The sequence below is a fragment of the Hansschlegelia zhihuaiae genome, from assembly GCF_004103825.1.
GTDB classification, from domain to species: Bacteria; Pseudomonadota; Alphaproteobacteria; order Rhizobiales; family Methylopilaceae; genus Methylopila; species Methylopila zhihuaiae.
Map to the genome: position 1 here is coordinate 463,863 of NZ_RYFI01000001.1, position 23,877 is coordinate 487,739.

General features: G+C 69.2%; 20 protein-coding genes. 8 read left to right on the top strand and 12 right to left on the bottom strand.

The genetic code is table 11. From position 1 onward, the window contains the following. Positions 1-49: 49 nt before the first annotated feature. The 7 genes from EK403_RS02150 to EK403_RS02180 form a co-directional block, all read right to left on the bottom strand. Positions 50-1,264, bottom strand: coding sequence for an NAD(P)/FAD-dependent oxidoreductase (locus EK403_RS02150; RefSeq protein WP_128775839.1), 1,215 nt, complete (start codon positions 1,262-1,264; stop codon positions 50-52). Positions 1,265-1,275: 11 nt separating this feature from the next. Continuing rightward, entirely contained in the window at positions 1,276-2,073 is a 798-nt protein-coding gene (locus EK403_RS02155) for an ABC transporter ATP-binding protein (protein WP_128775840.1), read from the bottom strand. Between the two features lie 11 nt (positions 2,074-2,084). After that, positions 2,085-2,990, bottom strand: a complete 906-nt coding sequence (gene ntrB, locus EK403_RS02160; RefSeq protein WP_128775841.1) for a nitrate ABC transporter permease — start codon at positions 2,988-2,990, stop codon at positions 2,085-2,087. 68 nt (positions 2,991-3,058) lie between these two features. Then, positions 3,059-4,369, bottom strand: a complete 1,311-nt coding sequence (locus EK403_RS02165; protein ID WP_128775842.1) for a CmpA/NrtA family ABC transporter substrate-binding protein — start codon at positions 4,367-4,369, stop codon at positions 3,059-3,061. Positions 4,370-4,751: 382 nt separating this feature from the next. Continuing rightward, positions 4,752-5,858 carry a CmpA/NrtA family ABC transporter substrate-binding protein gene (locus EK403_RS02170; protein ID WP_128775843.1) on the bottom strand — a complete coding sequence of 369 codons (1,107 nt, stop codon included), beginning with the start codon at positions 5,856-5,858 and terminating at the stop codon, positions 4,752-4,754. After that, positions 5,855-6,457, bottom strand: a complete 603-nt coding sequence (locus tag EK403_RS02175; RefSeq protein WP_128775844.1) for an ANTAR domain-containing response regulator — start codon at positions 6,455-6,457, stop codon at positions 5,855-5,857. The genes EK403_RS02170 and EK403_RS02175 overlap by 4 nt, the downstream gene beginning before the upstream one ends. A gap of 35 nt (positions 6,458-6,492) precedes the next feature. After that, entirely contained in the window at positions 6,493-7,335 is an 843-nt protein-coding gene (locus tag EK403_RS02180; protein WP_128775845.1) for a LysR family transcriptional regulator, read from the bottom strand. A 98-nt stretch (positions 7,336-7,433) separates the two neighbouring features. On the opposite strand from EK403_RS02180, the gene EK403_RS02185 reads away from it, so the two are divergent. After that, on the top strand, positions 7,434-7,838 hold the full coding sequence (locus EK403_RS02185; protein ID WP_128775846.1) for a tautomerase family protein: 405 nt from the start codon (positions 7,434-7,436) through the stop codon (positions 7,836-7,838). Positions 7,839-7,845: 7 nt separating this feature from the next. Here EK403_RS02185 and EK403_RS02190 read toward each other — a convergent pair whose 3' ends face one another. Together EK403_RS02190 and EK403_RS02195 are read right to left on the bottom strand one after the other, a co-directional pair. Beyond that, complete coding sequence (locus EK403_RS02190; RefSeq protein WP_342633761.1) at positions 7,846-8,724, bottom strand: GNAT family N-acetyltransferase; 879 nt, start codon at positions 8,722-8,724, stop codon at positions 7,846-7,848. A gap of 337 nt (positions 8,725-9,061) precedes the next feature. Next, positions 9,062-10,792: a hybrid sensor histidine kinase/response regulator gene (locus tag EK403_RS02195; RefSeq protein ID WP_128775848.1), complete on the bottom strand. Its 1,731-nt coding sequence runs from the start codon at positions 10,790-10,792 to the stop codon at positions 9,062-9,064. Positions 10,793-10,953: 161 nt separating this feature from the next. Between EK403_RS02195 and greA the strand changes: the two genes are divergently transcribed. Then, complete coding sequence (gene greA, locus EK403_RS02200; RefSeq protein WP_128775849.1) at positions 10,954-11,430, top strand: transcription elongation factor GreA; 477 nt, start codon at positions 10,954-10,956, stop codon at positions 11,428-11,430. 3 nt (positions 11,431-11,433) lie between these two features. Here greA and EK403_RS02205 read toward each other — a convergent pair whose 3' ends face one another. After that, the gene (locus EK403_RS02205; RefSeq protein ID WP_128775850.1) at positions 11,434-11,691 is read right to left on the bottom strand and encodes a DUF3297 family protein; all 258 of its coding nucleotides are present in this window, start codon (positions 11,689-11,691) and stop codon (positions 11,434-11,436) included. A gap of 300 nt (positions 11,692-11,991) precedes the next feature. On the opposite strand from EK403_RS02205, the gene EK403_RS02210 reads away from it, so the two are divergent. Genes EK403_RS02210 through EK403_RS02220 form a run of 3 tightly spaced genes read left to right on the top strand, consistent with a single transcriptional unit; the run spans position 11,992 to position 16,425 of the window. Continuing rightward, a complete protein-coding gene (locus EK403_RS02210) occupies positions 11,992-13,107 on the top strand; it encodes an extracellular catalytic domain type 1 short-chain-length polyhydroxyalkanoate depolymerase (RefSeq protein WP_128775851.1) in 1,116 nt (371 codons plus the stop codon). Between the two features lie 58 nt (positions 13,108-13,165). Further along, positions 13,166-14,833, top strand: a complete 1,668-nt coding sequence (locus EK403_RS02215; RefSeq protein WP_128775852.1) for an alpha-amylase family protein — start codon at positions 13,166-13,168, stop codon at positions 14,831-14,833. A 14-nt stretch (positions 14,834-14,847) separates the two neighbouring features. Beyond that, on the top strand, positions 14,848-16,425 hold the full coding sequence (locus EK403_RS02220; RefSeq protein ID WP_128775853.1) for an alpha-amylase family glycosyl hydrolase: 1,578 nt from the start codon (positions 14,848-14,850) through the stop codon (positions 16,423-16,425). 506 nt (positions 16,426-16,931) lie between these two features. Here EK403_RS02220 and EK403_RS02225 read toward each other — a convergent pair. Both EK403_RS02225 and EK403_RS02230 read right to left on the bottom strand, forming a co-directional pair. Continuing rightward, complete coding sequence (locus EK403_RS02225; protein ID WP_128775854.1) at positions 16,932-18,461, bottom strand: YifB family Mg chelatase-like AAA ATPase; 1,530 nt, start codon at positions 18,459-18,461, stop codon at positions 16,932-16,934. A 91-nt stretch (positions 18,462-18,552) separates the two neighbouring features. After that, entirely contained in the window at positions 18,553-19,728 is a 1,176-nt protein-coding gene (locus EK403_RS02230) for a GGDEF domain-containing protein (RefSeq protein WP_128775855.1), read from the bottom strand. 241 nt (positions 19,729-19,969) lie between these two features. Here EK403_RS02230 and EK403_RS02235 point away from each other — a divergent pair, with 241 nt between their 5' ends. The 3 genes from EK403_RS02235 (at position 19,970) to EK403_RS02245 (ending at position 23,782) form a co-directional block, all read left to right on the top strand. Continuing rightward, positions 19,970-21,199: a putative DNA modification/repair radical SAM protein gene (locus EK403_RS02235; protein ID WP_128775856.1), complete on the top strand. Its 1,230-nt coding sequence runs from the start codon at positions 19,970-19,972 to the stop codon at positions 21,197-21,199. Next, on the top strand, positions 21,196-22,644 hold the full coding sequence (locus EK403_RS02240) for a UdgX family uracil-DNA binding protein (protein WP_128775857.1): 1,449 nt from the start codon (positions 21,196-21,198) through the stop codon (positions 22,642-22,644). Before EK403_RS02235 ends, EK403_RS02240 begins: the two co-directional genes overlap by 4 nt. Before the next feature lie 148 nt (positions 22,645-22,792). Beyond that, positions 22,793-23,782, top strand: coding sequence for a hypothetical protein (locus EK403_RS02245; RefSeq protein WP_128775858.1), 990 nt, complete (start codon positions 22,793-22,795; stop codon positions 23,780-23,782). The last annotated feature ends 95 nt before the right edge of the window (positions 23,783-23,877 follow it).

Here is a 23,877-nt window from a genome sequence, read left to right on the forward strand (position 1 = left end):
GGGAGAGGTGAAGAGCGGCGGCTTCCCAAATTCGCCATCACCGCCATCCTCACGCAGCGGCCGCAAAGGAGCGACCGAAGGCGAGGTCGTCGCGCAAGCCTCCGAGCGGCTCGCCGCCGGCGATGAGGTCGAGGTACCAGAGTCCGTCCGACGCCTCCCCGACCAGAATCGCCCCGACCAGCCGGTCGTCGCGCACGACGAATTTGCGGTAGTGGCCGTGACCGGGGTCGGCGAGCGTGATGGTCTCGTCGCCCTCCTCGGCCTCGACCGCGCCGGCCGAAAACACCGAGACCCCGGAGACCTTCAGATTGGTGGAGAGCAGGCTGCCGCCATAGGCGCCCCCGCCGTCTCCCGCGAGATGGGCGGCGAGCGCCGCCGCGTGCTCATAGGCCGGCGCCACGAGGCCGTAGACTACCCCGCGGTGTTCGGCGCACTCGCCGATCGCGAAGACGTTCGGGTCGGAGGTCCGCATGGCGTCATCGACCAGGGTCCCGCGGCCGACCTCGAGCCCGGCGGCGCGCGCGAGCGAGACGTTCGGCCGGACGCCGCAGGCCATCACCACCATATCGGCGAGCAGCACCTCGCCGGAGCTGAGCCGGAGACCCGTCACCGCGGTCTCGCCGAGAATTTCGGCGCTCTGGGCCGACAGCGCGAAGGCGATGCCCTTGGCCTCGAGCGCCCGGCGCAGCGTCGCCGCGCCTTTCAGATCGAGCTGGCGCTCCATCAGGCGGTCCATCAGGTGGACGACCGTCACCGCCGAGCCGAGTTTGGCGAGCCCGAAGGCGGCTTCCAGCCCGAGCAGGCCGCCGCCGATCACGACGGCGCGCCGGCCTTCGCCTGCGAGCGCCTTCAGCTTCATGGCGTCGCAACGGTCGCGGAAGGTCAGAACCTGGGCGAGGTGCGCCCCCGGCAGCGGCAGGCGGATCGCCTCGGAGCCGGTCGCCAGCACCAGCCGATCATAGGCCTGCACCCGTCCGTCCCTGAGCGTCAGCCGCTTCTCGGCACGGTCGAGGCTGCGGACCTCGGCCCCGGTGAGGAGGCGGAAGCCGCTCGCCGCGTACCAGGCCCGCTCCTTCAGCGCGAGATCCTCGTCGCTCGCCTCGCCAGCGAGCAGCGAGGACAGGAGCACGCGGTTGTAGGCCGGCTCGGGCTCGGCACCGACCACAGTGACGTTGTAGCGGCCCGGGCAGCGGCCCTTTAGCTCCTCCAGGAGCCTGAGGGCCGACATGCCGGCGCCGACGATGACCAGGCGTTCGCGCTCCATCGCCGCGCCCCTCAGGCCGCCTCGACGAAGCGATGGCGCTCGTAGAGGAACTTGAGCACCGCCGCGCGCGCCGCGATGTAGTTGCGGTCGGAGACGAGCTCCAGCCGCTTCCTCGGCCGCGGAAGGTTGACGTCGAGGATCTCGCCGATCCGCGCCGAGGGACCGTTGGTCATCATCACGATCCGGTCGGAGAGCAGCACCGCCTCGTCGACGTCGTGGGTGATCATCAGGACGGTGTTCTTGAGCTCCGTCTGGATCTGCATGACCTGGTCCTGCAGATGGGTGCGGGTCAGCGCGTCGAGCGCGCCGAACGGCTCGTCGAGCAGCAGCACCTTGGGCTGCATGGCGAGCGCCCGGGCGATGCCGATGCGCTGCTTCATGCCGCCGGAGATTTCCGAAGGCCGCCTGTCCTTGGCGTGCTCCATATGCACGAGCTTGAGCTTGTGCATCACCCAGTCGTGCCGCTCGGCCTTGGTCTTCGACCGGCCGAACACCTTGTCGACCGCGAGCGCCACGTTTTCGTAGCAGGTGAGCCAGGGCAGCAGGCTGTGGTTCTGGAACACGACCGCGCGGTCGGGTCCCGGCTCGTCCACGACCTTGCCTTCGAGGAACACGACGCCCTTGGTGGCCTCGGTCAGGCCGGCCACGATGTTGAGCAGTGTCGACTTCCCGCAGCCCGAATGGCCGATGATCGAGATGTATTCGCCCTCGTTCACCTCGAGCGAGACGTCCTTCAAGACCTCGTTGGTCATGGCGCCGCGGGAGAACGACTTGTCGACATGCTCGATCTTGAGGAATGGCTTTGACATGGGGTTCGTCCTCACGAGGCGGCCGTGCCGCGCGTGACCGCGGCGGCGACAAGGGCGACGAGCCGGTCGAGCACGTAGCCGACCGCGCCGACATAGATGAGCGCAAGTATGATGTCGCTGATGCGCGACGAGTTCCACGCATCCCAGATGAAGAATCCGATGCCGACGCCACCAATCAGCATTTCGGCCGCGACGATCGCCAGCCACGACAGACCTATTCCGATCCTTAGACCCGTGAATATGTACGGAGCCGCCGCAGGCAGCATGATCTTGGTGAAATATTCGATCGGATTGAGCCGCAGAACCTGTGCGACATTCTTGTAGTCTTGCGGGATATTGCGGATGCCGACTGCGGTGTTGATGATCACCGGCCAGATGGCGGTGATGAAGATCACGAAGATCGCCGAGGGCTCGCCGTCGCGGAAGGCCGCGAGCGAGAGCGGCAGCCAGGCTAGCGGCGGGATGGTGCGCAGGACCTGGAACACGGGGTCGAGCCCGCGCATCGCCCAGGTCGACCCGCCGACCAGCGCGCCAAGCGCGACGCCCGCCACCGCCGCGAGCGCATAGCCGAGCGCGACGCGCTTGAGGCTGGCGTAGAGCTGCCAGCCGAGGCCCTTGTCGTTGCCGCCATTGTCGTAAAACGGATTGGCGATCAGCTCCCAGGTGTCGGAGATGACGGTCGACGGCGCCGGGAGCGACGAGCTCGGCGACGAGCACAGCATCTCCCACAGCAGCAGCAGCGCCGCGATGGTGACGATCGGGGGAACGACGGTCGCGGCCAGTTCGAGCGCCCGGGTCTTGGTTCGGGCGTCGAACAGGGATTTCTTCGGCTGCGGCAGGGCCACGACCGTCGCCGACGCCTGCGGCGTCGGCTTGAGCGGCGTGACGTTCGCCGCCGCGGCTGCTGACTGGGTCATGAGGATCTCCGGAAAGGGGATGCGGCGTCAGGGCGCCGGTCGGCCGCGGTGGCCGTCCGGGCGCTCGGTCAGGCCATCTTCTTGATGTCGAGGCTCGCGAGGTATTCGGCCGGCTTGTCCGGATCGAACACCTTGCCGTCGAAGAACTTCTCGGGACCGCGCGAGGTCGAGGCCGGGATGTCGGTCACGCCGAGCTCCTTGGCGGCTTCGCGCCACAGGTCCTCCCGGTTCACCTTGTCGACCAGCGCCTTCACGTCGGTCGATTCCGGCAGATAGCCCCAGCGGATGTCCTCCGTGATGAACCACGCGTCGTGGCTCTTGAACGGATAGGACGCGTGGTGATCCCAGTAGTGCATGATGAAGGGGCTGTTCTTCACGATGGGCTTGCCCGCGCCGTAGTCGAAATTGCCCTTCATGCGCTCGACGGTGTCGGAGACCGGCGCGCCGATCCAGTTGCGCTTGGCGCAGATCGCGGCGAGCTCTTCCTTGTTCTCCATCTTCTCGCACCACTGCTGGGCCTCCATCACGGCCATCAGCAGAGCTTTCGCGGCTTTCGGGTTCTTCTCGACATAGTCGGCGCGCAGGCCGAAGGCCTTCTCGGGATGCTTGTCCCAGAGCTCGCCCGTGGTCAGCGCCGTGTAACCGATCTTCTGGTTCTTGAGCTGCTCGTTCCACGGCTCGCAGACGCAGAAGCAGTCCATCGTGCCGACCTTCATGTTCGCCACCATCTGGGCGGGCGGGACCACGATGGTCTGGATGTCGCGGTTCGGGTCGACGCCGCCGGCGGCGAGCCAGTAGCGGATCCACAGATCGTGGGTGCCGCCCGGGAAGGTCATCGCGGCCTTCACCTCCTTGCCCGACGCCTTCTTCTTCTCGAGCGCCGGCTTGAAGGGCTTGGTGTCAAGGCCGAGCTTGAGATCGGCGTATTCCTGGCCGACCGAGATGCACTGGCCGGCGACGTTCAGCCGGCCGAGGATGTACATCTCGGTCGGCCGGTTGTTCTGGGTCATCGCGCCAGTGGTGATGAGGTACGGCATCGGGGTGAGGATGTGCGCGCCGTCGATGCCGCCCGCGCCGGAGCCGAGCACGATGTTGTCGCGCGTCGTGCCCCAAGACGACTGCTTGGCGATCTCGACGTCGGGCATGCCGTATTTGTCAAAGAGGCCCTTCTCCTTGGCCACGAAGAGCGGGCCGGCGTCGGTCAGCGCGATGAAGCCGAGCTTGGCCTTCGTGGTCTCGACGCCCGCGCCCTGCGCGAACACGCCGGATGGCGACAGCGCGCGGGCGGCGGCGAGCGTCGCGGCGGCATATCCGCCGGCGCGCAGCACGTCGCGGCGGTCAAGGCCGAGGGTCAGAAGGGGCTTGGCGTCGTTCTTCATCGAGGTCGTTCGCTCCGCTCGCCCCATCGGGCCGGGTGGTTTCGGGAGCCGCGCCGGAGGCGGCGCGGCGGCATAAAAAAACCGCTGACACGGCACGCGGGATGGCGTGGCGGTTCAGCGGCGTCGCTGGCTTGCCCATCATTGGGCGGTCGGTCCGTGCGTCAGCGCCGACGCGAACCTTCGCCAACTTTCATTCAAACACCGTGCCAAGTCGGCCTGAGAGACGGCGACACGTTCAAATTAGAACGGTTCCTGACGCTGCAACCGATTGCCAAGCGCAGCCGCCGGCGCCCCGTGCGACGCCAAAAGAAGAGGGCGTGCGCACGGCTTTTGTGCACTGCACATTCAAAAGGCAGGCGGAATTGGGCGTTCCAGCTTCGGTTTAGCTGAATGCGAGGCCGAGCGGATCGCCGGTGCGAAGGCTCTCGGAAGGGCGTCCCAGGGCGGCGTCGTAGAGGTCCGGACGGTAGACCGCGACGGCCGCCCGCTCGGCCTCGGGGTCGGAGGACGTCTGCCCCCAGCGGACCATTTCCCCGAAGAGCCATTGCGCGTGGCGAGGATCGGGCCGCGAAGCATCTTCGCGCGCGAACAGGATATAGCGGTCGGAGGTGCGCACGACGTCCCGCCACCCGGTCGGCAGGCGACCATCGAACGTTCGCCGGATGATTTCGACGGGCGCGTCCAGCCGCTCGCGCGCCGCGAGAATGGCGGCCGCTTCGCCGTGATTCTGCCGATCGTCGAGCCAGCGCGCGGCCGCCGCGCAGGCGCGCACCAGGCGCGCGACCAGATCGCCCCGTTCGAGGAAGGAGCCGCGCATGGCCAGGACCTTCTCCGGGCACCGCCGGACCAGGTCGACGCCAAGATGAAGGATACGGCCGAGGCCGAGCTCGACCGCGACCGAGTTCCAGGGCGCGCCGACGCAGAATCCCTCGACATGCGCGTTCACGAGCGCGTCGACCATGTAGGGCGGCGGCACGACGGCGAGCCGTACGTCCTCGTCCGGCCGGAGCCCGGCGGCGGCGAGCCACAGGCGAAGCTGGTAGTTGTGGGTCGAGAACGGAAACGTCATGCCGAGCGTCGGCGGCTCGTCGCCATGGGCGCGGCGCGCGCGGACCACCGCCGCGAAGGCCGCGCCGGTCGCCCGCGGGTCGGCGAGGTCCGCGCCGTCCTCCATACGCTCCATGACCTCGTCGTGGAGGCGCGGGGCCAGCGTGACCGCGTTGCCGTTCAGCCCGAGCGTGATGGGCGCGACCAGCGGCGTGCGGATCGTGTTGAGGCCGAGCGTGGTGGCGATCGCCATCGGCGCGAGCAGATGGGCGGCGTCGAAATGGCCGAGCGTGAGACGGTCGCGGATGTTCGCCCAGGAGACCTCCCGCGTGAGCTCGATCTCGAGCCCCTCGGCCGCGCCGAAGCCGACTTCGGCGGCGACGATCGGGACCGCCGCATCGACCAGCGGGATGAAGCCGATCCGCACCTTGTCGAGACTCATTTCAGGAGCTCCGCGGCGGTGATGACGGATTGCGCGATCTCAGAGATCTTCTTCTTCTCGTTCATCGCGACTGTGCGCAGCAGCGCATAGGCCTGCTCCTCGCCGATCTTCTTCTGCCGCATCAGGACTCCCTTGGCGCGGTCCACGAGCTTGCGCTCCTCAAGCTGGCTCTTCGCCTGGTCGAGTTCGGCGCGCAGGCGCGAGAAGGCGTGGAAGCGGCTGACCATCGTGTCTAGGATCGGCTTGACTCGCTCCTTCCTCAGCCCGTCGACCACATAGGCCGAGACGCCGGCGTCGATCGCGGCCTCGATCGAGGCGGCGTCGCTCTGGTCGACGAACATGCCGACCGGCCGCTTCACGGCGCGGCTCACCTGGAACATCTGCTCCAGCACGTCGCGGCTCGGGTTCGCGAGGTCGATCAGGATGACGTCGGGGTCGATCGCATAGATGCGCTCGAGCAGGTTGGCGCGGTCGGAGATGCGGATGATCGAGGCGTGGCCGGCCTCGCGCAATCCATCCTCGAGGATCGCGGAGCGCACCGGGCTCTCGTCGATGATGACGATCTTGATCGGCCGGTCGGTGGACGGTCGGTCGGGCATGCGGTCTCCGGGCGCGGAACGGCCCGCGTGGCCGCCTACCGTAAGAGCGAACGGACACCCGCCGCGAGCGCGCGGATCGCCGCGCCCGTTTCGGGCGAGCGCGCGCGGGCGAGCAGCGCGACCGGGGACGGCGGCAGCGGCGGCAGGCCGAGCGCCGGTCCGATGTCGGGCGCTCCGTCGCTGCCGGCCTCGCCCATCGGCGCGATCCCGAGGCCGAGCGCCGCGCCCGCCAGCAGCGACGAGCAGCTGCCCGCGACGAAGGATTCGCGCCACGGCCGGCCCGCCTGCTCCAGCGCCCGGATCGCCGCCGCCCTGACCCCGCAGGGCGCGCCGAGCGTCGCGAGGCCGACAGGCGCGTCCGGCGCCAGTTCGAGGCCGGCCGCGCCGCGCCAGCCGAGCGGATCGATCCCCAGCAGCTCGCCCTCCTCGCCGCCCGCTTCGCGGCGGACGACCGCGGCGTCGAGCGCGCCCGCGTCGAAAGCCGCGCGGATCGCGTGCGACAGCCCCATCCGCACCTCGATCGTGGCGTGCGGCGGCAGAGCGCCGCGGATCGGACCGAGCAGTCGGGCCAGCGGCGCGCCGACGGCGTGGTCGCTCGCCCCGATCGCGAAATGAACCTTGGGCGCGCCGCCCAGGCTGAGCGCGGCGTCGTGAGCGGCCAGAAGAGAGCGCGCCTTCTCCAGGAAGACGGCGCCCTCGGCGGTCGGGCGCACGAAGCGCGGCGAGCGGTCGAGCAACCTGCGGCCGAGTTGCCGCTCCAGGCTCTTGAGCCGTTGGCTGACGACGGGCTGCACGGTGTTGGCGGCCTCGGCGGCGCGTGTGAGGCTTTCGAACTCGGCCGTAAGCACGAACAACCGGACGGATTCGAGGTCGAGCATGATTGCGTTTCACTATCTTAAAGACAGCTATGGATAACGTTACAATATCATCTCGGCAAATCTATTTGGACGGCCTGTCCAACGCCGAGGAAGCCGCCATGCCGATGATCACCGTCCGCTACGTCACCCCCGAGCCCCGTCGGGAGCTCCGCGCCGCCATCGCGTCGCTCGCCGCGCGTCTCGCCGCCGAGACGCTCGGCAAGGATCCGGGCGTCACCGCCGTGCTCGTCGAGCCGGCCGACCCTGAAGGATGGTTCGTGGCCGGCGCGCGGCCGACCGAGGCCGCGCTCTCGGCCTTCTGGCTCGACATCAAGATCACGGCGGGGACGAATGTGAAGGCCGAGACCACGGCCTTCGTGCACGCGGCCTTCGAGGGCATGGCCGGGCTGCTCGGTCCGCTGCACGAGGAGAGCTACGTGCTGGTCCACGCCGTCGACGGCGACGCCTATGGCTATGGCGGCCGCACCCAGAACGGCCGCTGGTCGGCCGCCCATCCGGGCTGAGCGAAGCTCAGGCCGCGTGCCGGTCGGCCTCGGCGCCGTAATAGACGACGTAGCGCGGATTGATGGCCGAGCGTGGCAGCACCACGAGCACGTCGGTGGTGCCGAATTCGTGGTCGACCACCGCGCCGTCGCCGACATAGGCGCCGAGCCTGAGATAGGCCTTGACCAGCGGCGGCAGGGCCCGGAGCGCGGCCTTGAGGTCGATCGCCTCCTTGGGCAGCAGATCGAAGCGCGCGCGGCGGCCGGGCAGCGCGCCCGCCCGCCACTCTTCGGGAGCCGCGTGGAAATGGTGGAGATAGGAGAGCGGCAGCTTGAGGCGCTCCGGGTCGACGCCCTCGAGGCTCGCGCAGCCGATCATGACGTCGACCTTGTGCGCGAGCACATAGGCCCAGATGCCGTGCCACAGCAGCTCGACCGTGCGCTTGTCGCGATAGGGCTTCAGCACGCAGGAGCGGCCGAGCTCGAGGAACGACAGGCCCTGGTGCCGCGCGATCAGCGGATCGATGTCGAATTCGCCCGCCGTGTAGAAGCCGAACGCCTGATCGGCGACCTCCTGGCGAAGCAGGCGGTAGGTGCCGACGACCGGGGGCTTCCGCTTCTCTTCCGGTTCCGAAGGGTCTACCCGAAATCCCTGCAGGCCATGCAGCAGCGTGGCGGCGAGCGACCGCGCCGGCCTCGCCGCATGGTCCTCGACGATCAGGTGATCGCAGACGGCGTCGAACATGTCCATGTCGCGCCGCGCGAGCCGCGCGATGGGGTCCGCCACCGCCGACATCTCCTCGAAGAACACGTGGTAGCGCAGCCGCTGGGCGCGCTTCACCTCCTTGGGCCGCTCAGCGAGCCTGAGTTCGAGCCCGCCGATCCGCCCCAACGGCCGTGGCAGCATCGCGGCGGAGGAGGAAAGCCGCTCCCGACTGGGCTTGGAAGTCGCGCCAGGCGACGCAAAGCCGGCGAACCACTTTGGGGTCTTGGCTATCTTCGCCGGGCGGTGCGAACGGAATCTGCCGACGAGGGCGCCGGGGCCGCTCATCGGAGGACGGACGATCGCCATGACGTGCCTTTCGGCCGAGAGCCGCAGGGAAGTCGGGCGCCGGCGAGGTCTCTATCGACGGGCCACTGGACTGTGTCTCAGCGTTCAGGACAACATAATCAGCCGACGGATGCGTGACAACGCAAAGCCCGGTGATACCAGGGCCTTCAGCCGCCTAAGCGGCGCGGTTTCGTCACGCCGCGCTCGATTCGCGACCGCGCAGGGGGGCGAGCAACGGCTCGAGCGCGCGGCGGTCAAGCGGCTTCGCCAGCATGTCGTCCATGCCGGCCAGGATCGCCGCGGCCCTATCCTCAGCCGCGATATTGGAGCTGAGCCCGAGCAGCAGCGCGCGCCGCCGTCCCGACGCCGTCTCCGCGTCGCGCATCCTGCGGGCCGCCGACAGTCCGTCGAGCCGCGGCATGCGGACGTCGATCAGCACGGCGTCGAAAGCGCCCTCCTCGAAGGCCTCGCAGGCCGCGAGCCCGTCGGCGACATGGACGGAAGCGTGGCCGAGCCGCGCGAGATGCGCGAGCGCGATCAGCGCGCTCACCGGATCGTCCTCGGCGACCAGCACCCTGAGGCCGCCCTGCGACGGAAACGCCACGGCTTCCGAACCCTCGCGCGCGACCGGAGCGCCGGCCGCGTCCACGGGGGCGTCTGACGGCTCCGAAAGCCGGCCGACGAGAGACGCGCCGCGCACCGGCTTCACGAGATAGCCGTCGAAGCCGTCCTCGGACAGGCTATCGAGGTCGGCCCGCTCCGAAGGCGCAAGCAGCAGGATCACGCGGGACGCCCCGCCCCGCCGCGCCGCGGCGGCAAGTTCCGGAGCGGCGCCGTCGGCGTGGCGATCGATGAGCGCGATTTCGGCGCCCCGCTCGGCGACGAGCGCAGACAGCGCGGATGCGCCGATCGCAGGGTCCGCGAGAGCGACGGCCGCGCCGGCCGCAGTCAACCCCTCGACGAGGAACGGACCGCTGAAGGCGGCGGCCGAGGCCACAACGATCCTGCGACCGTCGAGCGGGCGGGCCGCGACGGTCTCGACGGCGTCGGACGACGCCGGGAGGCTGAGGGTGAAGGTCGCGCCGACGCCGGGCTCGGCTTCGGCGACAAGGACGCCGCCCATCGCCTCTGCGAGCCTGCGGCTGATCGCGAGCCCGAGCCCCACGCCGCCGCCGGACGCGTCCGTCGAACCCTGCTCGAATTCCTGGAACAGACGGTCGGCCTCACCGGCCTCGAAGCCTGGTCCGGTGTCGGCGACCGAGAAGCGCATGCGGCCCTCGGCAAGATCGACCCTGACGCCCACGCCGCCGGTCGCGGTGAACTTGATGGCGTTGCCCGCCAGATTGAGCAGGATCTGGCGAATGCGCGCAGCGTCGCCGACCAGCTCGGCTGGAACGTCGCGACCGACCAGCACGGCGAGATCGAGCCCCTTGGCCTGGGCCCGCGGCGCCAGCAGCTCCGCGACATCCTCGACAAGTCCCGTGACGGCGAACGGCGCCTTCTGCATCGTCGGCCGCTCGGCCTCGATCCGCGAAAGATCAAGGATTTCGTCGACAAGGCGCAGCATCGCCTCCGCCGATCCCGAGATCGCACGGGCGTAGGTGCGCTGGTCGGGCGCCAGTCGGCTTTCGAGCAGCAGGCCGGCGGTCCCGATCACGCCGGTTAGCGGCGTGCGCATCTCATGGGTCACCGTAGCGAGGAAGCGGTCCTTGGCGCGGACGCCTGCCTCTGCCTGGGTCCCCGCCTCGGCCAGCGCTCGCTCGCCCTCGGCCTGGGCGCGTTCGGCGCGGTCCTCCGCCTCCCACAATGCGTCCCGCGCGAGTTCGAGATCGCGCTCCAGACGACGAGCGCGCCGGACAGCCAGGACCGCAAGCGCGCCGAACAGGCAGAACGCCAAGCCGAACAGGGCCGATTCGAACGCCACGGCTTGAGCCTCGCTCGCTGGCCGGTGAAGTCGGCTGAGCCTGAGCCTACATGATTGAGGAAGGCTTGACGTTCCGGCGCGTTGCGACTTTCGCCGCGTTTCATCGCGGCGCGGGTCGTGATTGCCTTTGCCGTTGACTGAGGTGGAGGGAGGACGCTGCCATGAGCGTCGCGTTCACGAAGGAACAGGACTACGAGGCGGCCGCCGCCGATCTGCCCGACCGCCCGATCTCCAAGCACCCGAACCTCGTGACGCGCGAAGGGCTCGCGGCGCTCGACGAGGCGCTGTTGCGCTCGCGGCAGGCCTTCGCGGCCGCCCAAGTCGCCGGCGGGATCGACGTCGACCGCTCCGCCATGGCGCGCGCCGCGCGCGACGTGCGCTACTACGCGGCGCGGCGGGCGAGCGCCGAACTGGTCGAGGGCGCCCCGAAGGGCGTCGTGGCGTTCGGCGCGAGCGTCACATTCCTGCGCGAGGATGGTCGCCGGCAGACCTACCGGATCGTCGGCGAGGACGAGGCCGATCCGTCGAAGGGCGCGGTGTCCTACGTCTCGCCGCTCGCCCGCGCGCTGATGGGCAAGGCGCCGGGCGACAGCGCGTCCTTCGCTGGCGGCGAAATCGAGATCGTGGCGATCGCCTGACGGCTACTCCTCGCCCGAGGAGGCGACGTCGCGGAAATAGGGCTCGACGGAACCGGTCAGCTTGATCGTCAGGGGATTGCCGGCGCGGTCCCGGGCTGCGCCGGCCGCCACCCTGACCCATCCCTCGGACACGGAGTACTCCTCGACATTGGTCTTCTCGACGCCCTTAAAACGAACCCCGACCCCGCGGGCGAGCGTCTCCTCGTCGTAGAACGGGCTGCCGGGGGTCGCTGAGAGGCGGTCGGGCGGTACGTCGGACATGGCGGCTCCTCGGCGCGCTCGAATGGAAAGCGAGGCATTTAGCAGAGGGCGGGCGCCGCGCTCAATGCTCAGGCGTTTAAGCCTCCGGCGCGCGACCGGGCGACGCAGGACGCTCATTGTTGCGCCGCAATAACCCCATATGCATCGCAAGATAAGGGGACGTTTCGGGCGATCGCTTCGGCGGCGCCTGTGTGTACCTAAGGACTACGCATGACTGTGAACCGCATAACGATTGACGACCGGGGCCCTGCCCGCCGCCGCTGGAAATCAGACCGAAACGCCGCTCCGGCGAGGGCGCCCATGACGCGTCGGCGCGATCGCCTGACGGAGGTCGAGAGCTTCGGCCCCAATCCCGGCGGCCTCCGCATGCTGGCCTATGCGCCGCCGAACCTGGTCGCCGGCGCGCCGCTGGTCGTGGTGCTGCACGGCTGCTCCCAGAACGCCCGCGGCTACGACCGCAACGCCGGTTGGACGTCGCTCGCCGAGCAACTCGGCTTCGCGGTTCTCTATCCGGAGCAGCGCGCGGCCAACAATGCCGCCGGCTGCTTCAACTGGTTCCTGACCGCCGACAAGGCCCGCGGCCTCGGCGAGACGCGCTCGATCCGCGAGATGATCGAGACCATGACGAAGACCCACAGGCTCTGCCGCGGCCGCATTTTCGTCACCGGGCTCTCGGCCGGCGGCGCGATGGCGGCGGCCCTGCTCGCCGACTATCCGGAGGTGTTCTCCGCGGGCGCGATCATTGCGGGCCTGCCCTGCGGCGTCGCGGCCAGCGTGCAGGAGGCCTTCGACGCCATGGCGAGGCCGGCCGAACGCACGCCGGAGGAGCTCGGCGACGCCGTGCGCGCGAATTCGAGCCATGACGGCCTCTGGCCCCGCGTCGCCGTCTGGCATGGGACGGCCGACGCCACGGTCGCGCCGCGCAACGCCGACGAACTCGTCAAGCAGTGGCTGAACGTTCATGGCGCCCCGGCGGAGGATTTCCGGGAGGAGCTGTTCGATGGCCATCGCCGCCGCGTCTGGCGCGTCGACGGCCGGGACGTCGTCGAGTCCGTGCTCGTCGCAGGGCTCGGCCACGGCGCGCCGCTCGACGCCCGGATGGGCGAGGTCAAGGGTCCCTTCATGCTCGAGGCGGGGATCTCCTCGACGCGGCGGATCGCCGCCTTCTTCAAGCTCGACGTCCTGACCCCGACGGACGCGACAATGGTCGCCGAGCAGGAGACGGCCGCGCCGCGGCCGCGGCCCTCCGCCAAGCGCCCGCCAGAACGTCCGGTCCCCGAAGCGCTGTCGCCCGACGGCGGCGTCGACGGGCGGCAGCCGGACGACCCAAAGGCCTTCCGCTCCGCGCCCATTGGCCGCTTCGACATCGGCGCGACCATAGCGAAAGCCCTCAGGGCCGCCGGCCTGATGCGCTGAGACGTCGGAACGTCCCGCTCGGCCCCGCGTTCGCCCGAGGGGCCGAGCGGGAGACGGCATGATCACCGACCTCTGGTACAAGAACGCCGTCATCTACTGCCTGTCGGTCGAGAGCTTCATGGACTCCGATGGCGACGGCGTCGGCGATTTCCGGGGCCTCGCGCGGCGTCTCGACTATCTCCACGGGCTGGGCGTCACGGCGATCTGGCTGATGCCGTTCCAGGCCTCGCCCGGGCGCGACGACGGCTACGACGTTTGCGACTACTACAATGTCGACCCGCGCTACGGCACGCTCGGCGACTTCGTGGAGTTCACGCACGGCGCGAAGCAGCGCGGCATGCGCGTGCTGATCGACCTGGTGGTCAACCACACCTCCGACCAGCATCCCTGGTTCCAGTCGGCGCGCTCCGATCCCAAATCACCCTATCGCGACTGGTATGTCTGGTCGAAGAAGAAGCCGAAGAACGCCCATACGGGCATGGTGTTCCCGGGCGTGCAGGACAGCACCTGGACCTATGACGAGGCCGCCAAGGCGTACTATTTCCACCGCTTCTACAAGTTCCAGCCGGACCTCAACACCGCAAACCCCTGCGTCCGGGCCGAGCTGCTGAAGATCATGGGGTTCTGGATCCAGCTCGGCGTCTCGGGCTTCCGGATGGACGCCGTGCCCTTCGTGATCGCCGAAAAGGGTCCGGACGTCGGGGCCGAGCCCAAGCCGGACTTCGGGATGCTGCGGGCCTTCCGCGAATTCCTGCAATGGCGCAAGGGCGACAGCGTCATCATCGGCGAGGCCAACATCGTCCCGAAGGAGGCGATGAAATATTTCGGCGACGATGGCGATCGCCTGCAGATGATGTTCAACTTCCACGCCAACCAGCGGCTTTTCTACGCCCTCGCCTCCGGCGACGCCGAGCCGCTCGCGCGGGCGCTGAACGAGACGAGGCCGCGCTACGGCACGGCGCAATGGGGCGTGTTCCTGCGCAACCACGACGAACTCGACCTCGGCCGGCTGGAGCCCGAGCAGCGGCAGGCCGTGTTCGACGCCTTCGGCCCAGAGAAGGACATGCAGCTTTACGACCGCGGCATCCGCCGGCGGCTCGCGCCGATGCTGAAGGCCGACCGGCGGCGGCTCGAGCTCGCCTACAGCCTGATGTTCACCCTGCCGGGTACGCCCGTGATGCGCTATGGCGACGAGATCGCCATGGGCGACGACCTCGCGCTGCCCGAGCGCTATTGCGCGCGCACGCCCATGCAGTGGACCGACGGCAAGAACGGCGGCTTCTCGCTCGCCGACAAGACCTTCCTGCCCGCGATCTCGGGAGGCGGTTTCGGCTTCCAGACCGTCAACGTCGCCGAGCAGCGGCGCGACCCGGGCTCGCTGCTCAACTGGATGGAGCGGATCATCCGCATGCGCCAGGAGATCCCTGAGATCGGCTGGGGCGAGTGCACGGTGCTGCCCCTGCGCGACAGATGCGTGCTCGCGCTGCGCTATGACTGGCGCGGCAATGTCGTGATCTTCCTGCACAATTTTGACGCGGAACCGCGCGAGATCACGTTCCGGACCGGCGAGAAGAGCGAGGAGTCCGCGATCCTGACCAACCTCCTGTCCGACGAGCATTGCGAGCCCGACGAGGACGGTGACCACTGCGTCGTGCTCGAAGGCTATGGCTATCGCTGGTTCCGGGTCGGGGGGCTCGACGAGATCCTCAGGCGCCGCGACGTCTGAACCGGCGGGGGCGAATGACCGAACATCTCTGGTGGCAGCGCGGCGTCGTCTATCAGGTCTATCCGCGCTCCTTCCAGGACACGGACGGCGACGGGATCGGCGACCTCGAGGGCGTGCGCCGGCGGCTCGACCATCTGGTCGAACTCGGCGTCGACGCCGTGTGGCTGTCGCCGATCTTCCCCTCGCCGATGGCCGATTTCGGCTACGACGTCGCGGATTATTGCGACGTCGACCCGATCTTCGGCTCGCTCGAGGATTTCGACCGCCTGATCGCCGACGTTCATGCGCGCGGGCTGAAGCTCATCCTGGACTTCGTGCCGAACCACTCCTCCGACGCGCATCCCTGGTTCGCGGAGAGCCGGTCGCGGCGGGAGAGCCGGAAACGTGACTGGTACATCTGGCGCGACCCGGCGCCGGACGGTGGCCCGCCCAACAACTGGATGAGCAATTTCGGCGGCCCCGCCTGGAGCTTCGACGAGGCGAGCGGCCAGTACTACCACCACGCCTTCCTGAAGCAGCAGCCGGACCTCAACTGGCGCAATCCGGAGCTCCGCGCCGCGATGGCGGAAGCGCTGCGCTTCTGGCTCGACCGCGGCGTCGACGGCTTCCGGGTCGACGTGATCTGGCACCTGATCAAGGACGAGGGGTTTCGCGACAACCCGCCGAATCCGGACTACGCCGAGGGGCAGCCCGACATCACGCGCTTCACCCAGGCCTTCTCGGCCGACCAGGCGGGCGTGTTCGAAATCATCGCCGAGATGCGAAAAGTCGTCGACGACTATGACGAGCGGGTGCTGATCGGCGAGATTTACCTGCCGGTCGAGCGGCTGGTCGCCTATTACGGGCCGGACCTGTCCGGCGTCCACCTGCCCTTCAACTTCCACCTCATCCTCGCGCCCTGGAACGCCCGCCGGCTCGCCGAACTGATCGAGGCCTACGAGGCCGCGCTGCCGATCGGCGGCTGGCCGAACTGGGTGCTGGGCAATCACGACCAGAGACGCGTCGCGACCCGGATCGGCCCCGCGCAGGCGCGCGTCGCCGCCATGCTGCTGCTGACGCTGCGCGGAACGCCCACGCTCTACTATGGCGACGAGATCGGCATGATGGACGTCCCGGTGGCCCACGAACTCGCGCAGGACCCGTGGGAGCGCAACGAGCCGGGCCACGGGCGCGACCCCGCCCGCACGCCGATGCCGTGGGACGGAACGCCGGGAGGCGGCTTCACCACCGGCGCGCCATGGCTGCCGATCGGCGATCCCGCCGCGCTCAACGTCGCGGACGCCGCCCGCGACCCACGCTCCATGCTCGCGCTCCACCGCGCGCTGCTGACGCTCCGCCGCGCGACGCCCGCGCTTTCCGTCGGCGCCTATGAGGGCGTCCCCGCAGAGGGCGACGTCCTGGCCTATCGACGGAGGATCGGCGAAACGGAGTTCGTCGTGGCGCTCAACCTTGGCCACAAGCCGGCCAGGCTTGAGTTCGGCGAAAGCCGGCTTGAAGCTCTCCTCTCCACGCATCTTGATCGCATGGGGCCGGAGCCGGCTGGCTCGTTGGCTCTCCGCGGGGACGAGGGATTACTACTCCGCTTGAGGTAGATTGGTCGGCAGTTGCGCCGGCAAGCCCCACTCCGCCACAGCGCCGTCCTCTTCAAGCATGAACATCGCGGCCCCGAGTTTCTCAAACCCGAGGCGGGTCTCATCGAAAAGAGCGCGATAACGAGGAAAACTCGACAATCCCACTGCAAACAACCGCATCAGGCTCGCTTGTTTGCAGCCGCAGCACCTTCAAGAGGCCATGCGAGAACCAATTCTGCGCCTGATTGGTCGGACTGGTGGGCTTCAATTCTTCTGCCCGCGAGGGATCACGATAGTTCTTCGAAGGATATCCCTTTACTCCGCGAGCAATTTTAAGCCATTATTCACCGCCCTGATGTCGACGCAAGGGCTTTCGAACACGTGTCGGCTGTTGGAACGATTTCCAAGCGCCTCGTTATCAGGCGTCGTAAGATCCCATCAACGACGCTACCCTCCCAATACCAATCTTCCGTCAGGCCCATCTTAAATCACCATGTCATTTTGGTAACCTTGGCGATCGTTTCATCTCACGCCGCCCTCGCCTGGACGTCAGGCGTCGCCCGGTAGCCGAGCGCCTCGGCGAGATGGACGCGGCCGAGCGTCTCGACGCCGTCTAGATCCGCGATGGTGCGCGCGACCTTGATGACGCGGTGGTAGCCGCGCGCGGAGAGTTTCAGCGCCTCCGCCGCGTCCTTGAGCAGGCGACGGCCCGCCGTGTCCGGGACCGCGACCTCCTCGAGCGCGGACACCGGCAGATGCGCGTTGAGCATCGAGACCCTGAAGCCCAGCGACCCGGCGCGCGCGGCCTGGATTTTTCGCGCGGCGAGCACGCGAGCCGCGACGGTCGCGCTGTCCTCGGCCGCCGGCGGGGCCATCAGGTCGGCGGCGCTCACCGCCGGCATGTCGAGCCTGATGTCCATGCGGTCGAGCAGGGGACCCGAGACGCGCGACTGGTACTCGGCCGCGCAGCGCGGGCCGCGGCGGCAGGCGTGGCCGCCCTCCCCGCCGCCGCAGCGGCATGGGTTCATGGCGGCGACCAGCTGGAAGCGCGCCGGATAGGCGATGCGGTGGTTGGCGCGCGCGATCACCGCCTCGCCGCTCTCGAGCGGCTGGCGCAGCGCGTCGAGCGCCTGCGGGGTGAACTCCGGGAGCTCGTCCAGGAACAGCACGCCGTTATGCGCGAGCGCGACCTCGCCTGGCCGCGGCCGCGCGCCGCCGCCGACCAGCGCCGCCATCGAGGCGGAGTGATGCGGGGCTCGGAACGGCCGGCGGTTGGTCAGCCGCCCGCCCGCAAGCTCGCCCGCGACCGAGCGTATCATCGCGACCTCGAGCAGTTCGCCCGGCTCGAGCGGCGGCAGAAGCGACGGCAGGCGGCTCGCCAGCATCGACTTGCCTGCGCCCGGCGGCCCGCAGAACAGCAGATTGTGTCCGCCCGCGGCGGCGATCTCGAGCGCGCGCTTGGCGGTCTCCTGCCCGCGCACCTCCTTAAGGTCGGCCGCGGCAGGCGCGGCGTCCGGCAGCCCCGGCCGCGGTCGGGCCAGAACCTGCGTCCCCTTCAGGTGATTGGCGATCTGGATCAGCGAGCGCGGCGCGACGATGTCGAGTTCGGCGCTGGCCCACGCCGCCTCGGCCCCGCAGGCCTCCGGGCAGATCAGCCCGTGGCCGCGGGCGTGGGCTGCGACCGCCGCCGGAAGCGCGCCCGCGACCGCCGCGATGGTTCCATCAAGCGCAAGCTCGCCGAGCACCGTGAAGCCGGTCAGCGCGTCCGACGGCACGGCCCCGATCGCGGCCATCAAGCCGAGCGCGATCGGCAGGTCGAAATGGCTGCCTTCCTTGGGAAGGTCGGCGGGGGCGAGATTGACGGTGATGCGGCGCGGCGGCAGCGCAAGGCCGGTCGCGACCAGCGCCGCCCGCACCCGCTCGCGCGCCTCGGACACCGCCTTGTCGGGCAGGCCGACGATCGTGAAGGCAGGCATGCCCGGAACGACCTGCACCTGCACGTCGACGGCCCGCGCCTCAATGCCTTCGAACGCCACCGTCGACACCCAAACGACCATGACGACCCCCGCGCAGGGCGCATTCGCCTCGCGCAACCAATGATAGCGGCGACCTGGTGATCGTCAAGAACATTATACGAACATCTGCTGCTCAGACGCCGGCCGAGCGGCTCTGGTCCCAGGCGACGGAGGGCCGGGGACGCGGCGCGGCCACGACGCAGCGCGACTTACCGAGGCTCTTCGCGCCGTAGAGCGCGGCGTCGGCGACGTCGAGCAGTTCGGAAACGTCGTCGCCATGGTCTGGCGTGAGCGCCACGCCGACGCTGACCCCGACCGACACGACGAGGTCCTCACCCAGATCATACGCCGAGCCGAGCTCGCGGATGAGGCGCTCGCCGAGCGCCGGGGCCTGGGCGCGGTCGATGTCGCGCGCGACGATCACGAACTCGTCGCCGCCGATGCGAGCCGCGACGTCGCCCGCGCGCAGCATGTGACGCAGCCGATCGGCGGCCTGCTTGAGCAGACGGTCGCCGGCGGCATGGCCATGGGCGTCGTTCACCGCCTTGAAGCCGTCGAGGTCGAGATAGAGCAAGGCGATCCGCCGGTCGCCGCCCTCGCCCATCGCTCGCATCAGCCCGACGCGGTTGGTGAGCCCCGTCAGCGCGTCGTGGCGGGCCTGGTGCTCATGCTCGCGCTCGGCCTGCATGGTCGCGACCAGCAGCGCGTTCAGCTTGTAGGCCGCGACCCGCATGCTCATGAGGTAGAAGGGGATTTGCGCGAAGGCGACGTAGAGGACGGGCTCGCCCGAGAACGGCGCCGCGAGGCAGGTCGGGCCGAGGCTGCAGACCGTCATGACCGCGGACAGGCGCGGCGCGCCGAAATTGCGGAAGCAGATGCCGCCGACCATCGCGGCGGCCGACATGCAGGCGAGCGTCGCCGCCACCCAGTCGCCGCTCAACAGGCTGATGAAGGCGCCATAGCCGACGCTCCCCGCCCAGGCGACGCCGAGCAGGAGGTAGATGTCGGTCGGGGTGTCGCGGCCCTCCCGGGCGTTCTTGAAGGAGCGCAGCAGCACCAGGAGGCGGACCACACAGACCGAAACCTCGAGCGCGACCCAGAACAGGAACGGAGCCTGAGGCATTCGGGCGGCGATGATGGCCGCGACCAGAATGCTGTTGAACACGCCGCCGGCGAAGATCGGCAAAGTGCCGAACAGGCTGCCGATCAACGCCCGGCGGATGTCCTCCGGCGCGTCCGCGCCCGGGTCGGCGAGCCAGCGCGTGATGCGCCAGCGCGGCAGACTGAAGGATGTGGCTTCGTCTCGCATGACGCGTGCGAATCAACCGATCTTCCGGGTTCGATCTCGCATGGCTCGACCGACAAAACCTGCCTCGGAAGCCGCGGAACGCGACACGGCTTCGTGTTCGTCCGATCGTCGCGCCTCGAGCCGTTCCGCATTGAACGCAATCTTTAGACAGCTTTTCGCCCAGTTTGAACTCAAACACCAGAGGTTGTGGCGAACAAAGAAAGAACATAAGCTGTAATTCGATATCGAAGGGGAGCGACCATTGGACCTTTCGCGCAAGCTCGCGATCCTGGCGGACGCCGCCAAATACGACGCTTCCTGCGCGTCGAGCGGCACGACCAAGCGTCATTCCGCGCCGACGCGAGGCGGTCCGGCGCGCGGCTTCGGCTCGACGGAAGGCGCCGGCATCTGCCACTCCTACGCGCCGGACGGCCGCTGCATCTCGCTGCTGAAGGTCCTTCTCACCAACGCCTGCGCGTTCGACTGCCTCTATTGCGTCAACCGTGCGTCCAGCAACACGCCGCGCGCCCGTTTCTCGGTCGAGGAGGTCGTGGGCCTGACGCTCGACTTCTATCGCCGCAACTATATCGAGGGCCTGTTCCTGTCCTCCGGCGTGATCCGCAGCCCGGACTACACGATGGAGCAGGTCGTGCGCGTGGCTCGCAGCCTCAGGCTCGACCACGGCTTCCGGGGCTATATCCACCTCAAGACGATCCCGGACGCCTCCCCGGAGTTGATCTCGCAGGCCGGCCTCTTCGCCGACCGGCTCTCGATCAATGTCGAGCTTCCGACGGACGCGAGCCTCAAGGCGCTCGCGCCAGAGAAGGACGCCCGCGCGGTCCGCCGCACAATGGCGGGCCTGAGGACTCGCATCGAGGAGGCGCAGGCCGAGAAGAAATCCCGGCGCTTTGCGCCTGCGGGGCAGAGCACGCAGATGATCGTCGGCGCGGACGCCTCAGACGACCGCGAGATCCTCGAGACCTCGGCCAACCTCTATGCCGGCTATCGGCTGAAACGGGTCTACTACTCCGCCTTCAGCCCGATCCCCGAGCCCAGCGCCGCCCTGCCTCTGCAGCGCGCGCCGTTGATGCGCGAACATCGACTTTACCAGGCCGACTGGCTCATGCGCTTCTATGGGTTTTCGGTGCAGGAAATCACCGAAGGCGGCGGCATGCTGGACCTTCGGGTGGACCCCAAGCTCGCCTGGGCGCTTCGCAACCGCGGCCGCTTCCCGATCGACGTCGCGCGCGCCTCTCGCGAGGAGCTGCTGCGGGTGCCGGGACTCGGCAAGACCACCGTCGATCGCATCCTTTCGACCCGCCGCTTCCGCGCCATCCGCAGCGTCGACCTCGCGCGTCTCAGAGTGTCGGTCGCCAAGGTCGCGCCGTTCCTCAAGCTCGCCGACCATACGCCCTCAATTGCGGCGCTCGATAGAGAAAGGCTGCTGGAAGAGCTCGTCCCGTCCCCGCGCCAGATGGCGCTCGCGCTGTGACGCGGCTCGTCCCGCTCGATGGGCCGGCGGACGTCGCGGGCTGGCGTGCCGCGGCGCGCGCGCTCGTCGCAGAGGGCGTCCCGCCCTTCTCGGTCGTCTGGTCGACCGGCGATGGGTCGGCCAATCTGTTCGGCCCGGCGCCCCGCGCAGCTCCGACGCCGACGCCCGCTTCACTGGGCCCTTCGCATCCGCGCGTGCCGCGCGGCTTCGTCGAACTCGCCGAGACTGGGCTGCTGCATCGCAATCCCGGACGCTTCGACCTGTTCTACCGGCTGCTCGTGCGGCTTGCGGCCGACCGGCGGATCCTCGATGACGCGGCCGACCCCGACGTCGTGCGCGCCAAAGCGCTGGCCAAGGCGGTCCGCCGCGACAAGCACAAGATGACGGCGTTCGTGCGCTTCCGGGAGATTTCGGGCGAGGCCGGACCCCATTTCGTCGCCTGGTTCGAGCCCGAGCACCACATCGTCGCGGCGACCGCGCCGTTTTTCGTCCGTCGCTTCGCGGCGATGCGCTGGTCGATCCTGACGCCCGAGCGCTCGGCGCATTGGAACGGGGCTGAGCTCGCCTTCGCCAAGGGCGCGAGCCGGGCCGACGCGCCCGACGGCGACGCGCTCGAAGCCGTCTGGCGGACCTATTACGCCAGCATCTTCAACCCGGCGCGGCTCAAGATTGCGGCGATGCGGGCCGAGATGCCGAAGAAATATTGGCGCAACCTTCCGGAGGCCCCGCTCATTGGTCCGTTGATCGCGTCCGCCTCGCGCCGGACGAGCGAGATGGTGGCGGCCGTCCCGGCGGCGCCGAAAAAGGGCCAGCGCCTGATGCCGAAGTTTGAGACCGTCCCGGCCGAAGCCTCCACGCCGATCGACGAACTCCGCGAAGAGGTCGAGGATTGCCGCGCATGCCCGCTCTGGGCGAACGCCACCCAGGCGGTGTTCGGCGAAGGGCCGGCGGAGGCGCGGATCGTGGTGGTGGGCGAGCAGCCTGGCGACAAGGAGGACATCGTGGGCCGCCCCTTCGTCGGCCCGGCCGGCGCGCTGTTCGACCGGGCCGCGAAGGACGCCGGCCTCGACCGCTCCAAGGTCTACGTCACCAACGCAGTGAAGCATTTCAAATTCGAGCCGCGCGGCAAGTTCAGGCTGCACAAGACGCCGGGGCCGACCGAGATCGCCGCCTGCCGGCCCTGGCTCGAGCGCGAGCTCGCGGCGATCCGGCCGAGTCTCGTGGTCGCGATGGGCGCGACGGCCGCGCGGGCCGTCGTGGGACGGCCGGTCAAGATCGGCGAGGCGCGCGGCTCGGTGATCGAGCGCGAGGACGGCCCGGACCTGCTGGTGACCGTGCATCCCTCATTTCTGCTGAGGCTGCCCGACGAAGACCGGAAGCAGGTCGAATATGCCCGCTTCGTCGAAGACTTGCGGCTCGCCGCAAAGGTCGCGAAGGCGGCCTGAAAGCGCCTCGTCCGAATTTTAATAGGGCGCGCTCGGAAACCAGCGGGCTGCTTTCGCGTTCGGCAGGTGCGCAGGCGCCGTCCGATCGGCGCGTGAAACGGTCCGATGCGTGCGCAAGACGAGGGGCGTCTTCGGAGGAAATCTGGCCATGGCCGACGGGCGTTTCGACAAGGCGTCAAGCGCGTCAAAGACCGGCGTGCGGGATGGCGCGCGCGCGCAGTTTCCGGATCGCGGCGCGACCGGGGGTTGGTCGCGCCTCTGGCCCATGATCGGGACCTGTGCGCTGGTGGCGGCGCTGCTTACCGGCGTCTCGGCCCTCTCCGGCTTCGGCGACCACAAGGCTGATCAGGCGAAGGCCCTCGACGCGCAGATCATCGAGCGCGAGAAGCGCGTCGCCTCGCTCGACGAGGAGCGCAAGCGTCGCGAGGACGCGCTCGCCGATCTTCAGCGGCGCGCGAACGCGAAGGAGAGCGAACTCGCCGAGACGAACGAGCGGGTCGCGGCTCTCGAGGAAAAGCGCGGCGCGTTGCAGCGCCAGGTCGCGGAACTGACCGGCCCCGTGGCGCCGTCGGATGGCGAACTGGCGGTCGTCAGCAACGATCCCTCGGCGCCGGTCGAAGACGGCGCGCCGCAGGAGGGGGCGCAGGCGGCGCCGGCGGACCAGCCCCAAGACTCCACCGCGACCGTCGACGCGCCTCCGCAACCGAACCCGGATCCGGACCGCTCCCGCGCCCGGGTGGTGAACACCGCGGTCCCGACGCCGACGCCTGCCCCCGCCGCAGACCGTCGCGCCTCCTATGACGAGACGCAAGAGGCCGACCGGTCCGCCCAGGCGAGCGGTCCGGTGCGCGTCTTCATCCATGTGCGGTCGTCCGATCCGGCCGCGCGCAACCGCGCCCGCGCGGTGGCGGCGGAGCTCCGCCGCCGCGGCGTCTCGGTCGCGGAGATCCGCGGCGTGAGGCTCCCGGTGAGGCGCGATTCCGTCCGCTTCTTCTACGACGCCGACCGGAGCGCGGTCTCGGAGCTCCAGCGCGCCGTGCGGGACGCCCTGTCGGACGGCGCGAACCCCGTAGCGCAGGACTACCGGTCCTACGGCGCGCCGCCGCGTCCCGGGACGATCGAGCTCTGGCTGTCGTGATCTGAGCGACGGCTTTTCGAGCGCCGCCGTCATGCCCGGGCCTGACCCGGGCATCTTCCGTGTTTTGGGTCAAGTTACGCTGCGTGTCGCCATAT

Excerpts from the sequence above, each read along its gene's own strand:
- EK403_RS02150 (WP_128775839.1), bottom strand. The coding sequence starts at position 1,264 with ATGGAGCGCGAACGCCTGGTCATCGTCGGCGCCGGCATGTCGGCCCTC.
- EK403_RS02155 (WP_128775840.1), bottom strand. The coding sequence starts at position 2,073 with ATGTCAAAGCCATTCCTCAAGATCGAGCATGTCGACAAGTCGTTCTCC.
- ntrB (WP_128775841.1), bottom strand. The coding sequence starts at position 2,990 with ATGACCCAGTCAGCAGCCGCGGCGGCGAACGTCACGCCGCTCAAGCCG.
- EK403_RS02165 (WP_128775842.1), bottom strand. The coding sequence starts at position 4,369 with ATGAAGAACGACGCCAAGCCCCTTCTGACCCTCGGCCTTGACCGCCGC.
- EK403_RS02170 (WP_128775843.1), bottom strand. The coding sequence starts at position 5,858 with ATGAGTCTCGACAAGGTGCGGATCGGCTTCATCCCGCTGGTCGATGCG.
- EK403_RS02175 (WP_128775844.1), bottom strand. The coding sequence starts at position 6,457 with ATGCCCGACCGACCGTCCACCGACCGGCCGATCAAGATCGTCATCATC.
- EK403_RS02180 (WP_128775845.1), bottom strand. The coding sequence starts at position 7,335 with ATGCTCGACCTCGAATCCGTCCGGTTGTTCGTGCTTACGGCCGAGTTC.
- EK403_RS02185 (WP_128775846.1), top strand. The coding sequence starts at position 7,434 with ATGCCGATGATCACCGTCCGCTACGTCACCCCCGAGCCCCGTCGGGAG.
- EK403_RS02190 (WP_342633761.1), bottom strand. The coding sequence starts at position 8,724 with ATGCTGCCACGGCCGTTGGGGCGGATCGGCGGGCTCGAACTCAGGCTC.
- greA (WP_128775849.1), top strand. The coding sequence starts at position 10,954 with ATGAGCGTCGCGTTCACGAAGGAACAGGACTACGAGGCGGCCGCCGCC.
- EK403_RS02205 (WP_128775850.1), bottom strand. The coding sequence starts at position 11,691 with ATGTCCGACGTACCGCCCGACCGCCTCTCAGCGACCCCCGGCAGCCCG.
- EK403_RS02210 (WP_128775851.1), top strand. The coding sequence starts at position 11,992 with ATGACGCGTCGGCGCGATCGCCTGACGGAGGTCGAGAGCTTCGGCCCC.
- EK403_RS02215 (WP_128775852.1), top strand. The coding sequence starts at position 13,166 with ATGATCACCGACCTCTGGTACAAGAACGCCGTCATCTACTGCCTGTCG.
- EK403_RS02220 (WP_128775853.1), top strand. The coding sequence starts at position 14,848 with ATGACCGAACATCTCTGGTGGCAGCGCGGCGTCGTCTATCAGGTCTAT.
- EK403_RS02225 (WP_128775854.1), bottom strand. The coding sequence starts at position 18,461 with ATGGTCGTTTGGGTGTCGACGGTGGCGTTCGAAGGCATTGAGGCGCGG.
- EK403_RS02230 (WP_128775855.1), bottom strand. The coding sequence starts at position 19,728 with ATGCGAGACGAAGCCACATCCTTCAGTCTGCCGCGCTGGCGCATCACG.
- EK403_RS02245 (WP_128775858.1), top strand. The coding sequence starts at position 22,793 with ATGGCCGACGGGCGTTTCGACAAGGCGTCAAGCGCGTCAAAGACCGGC.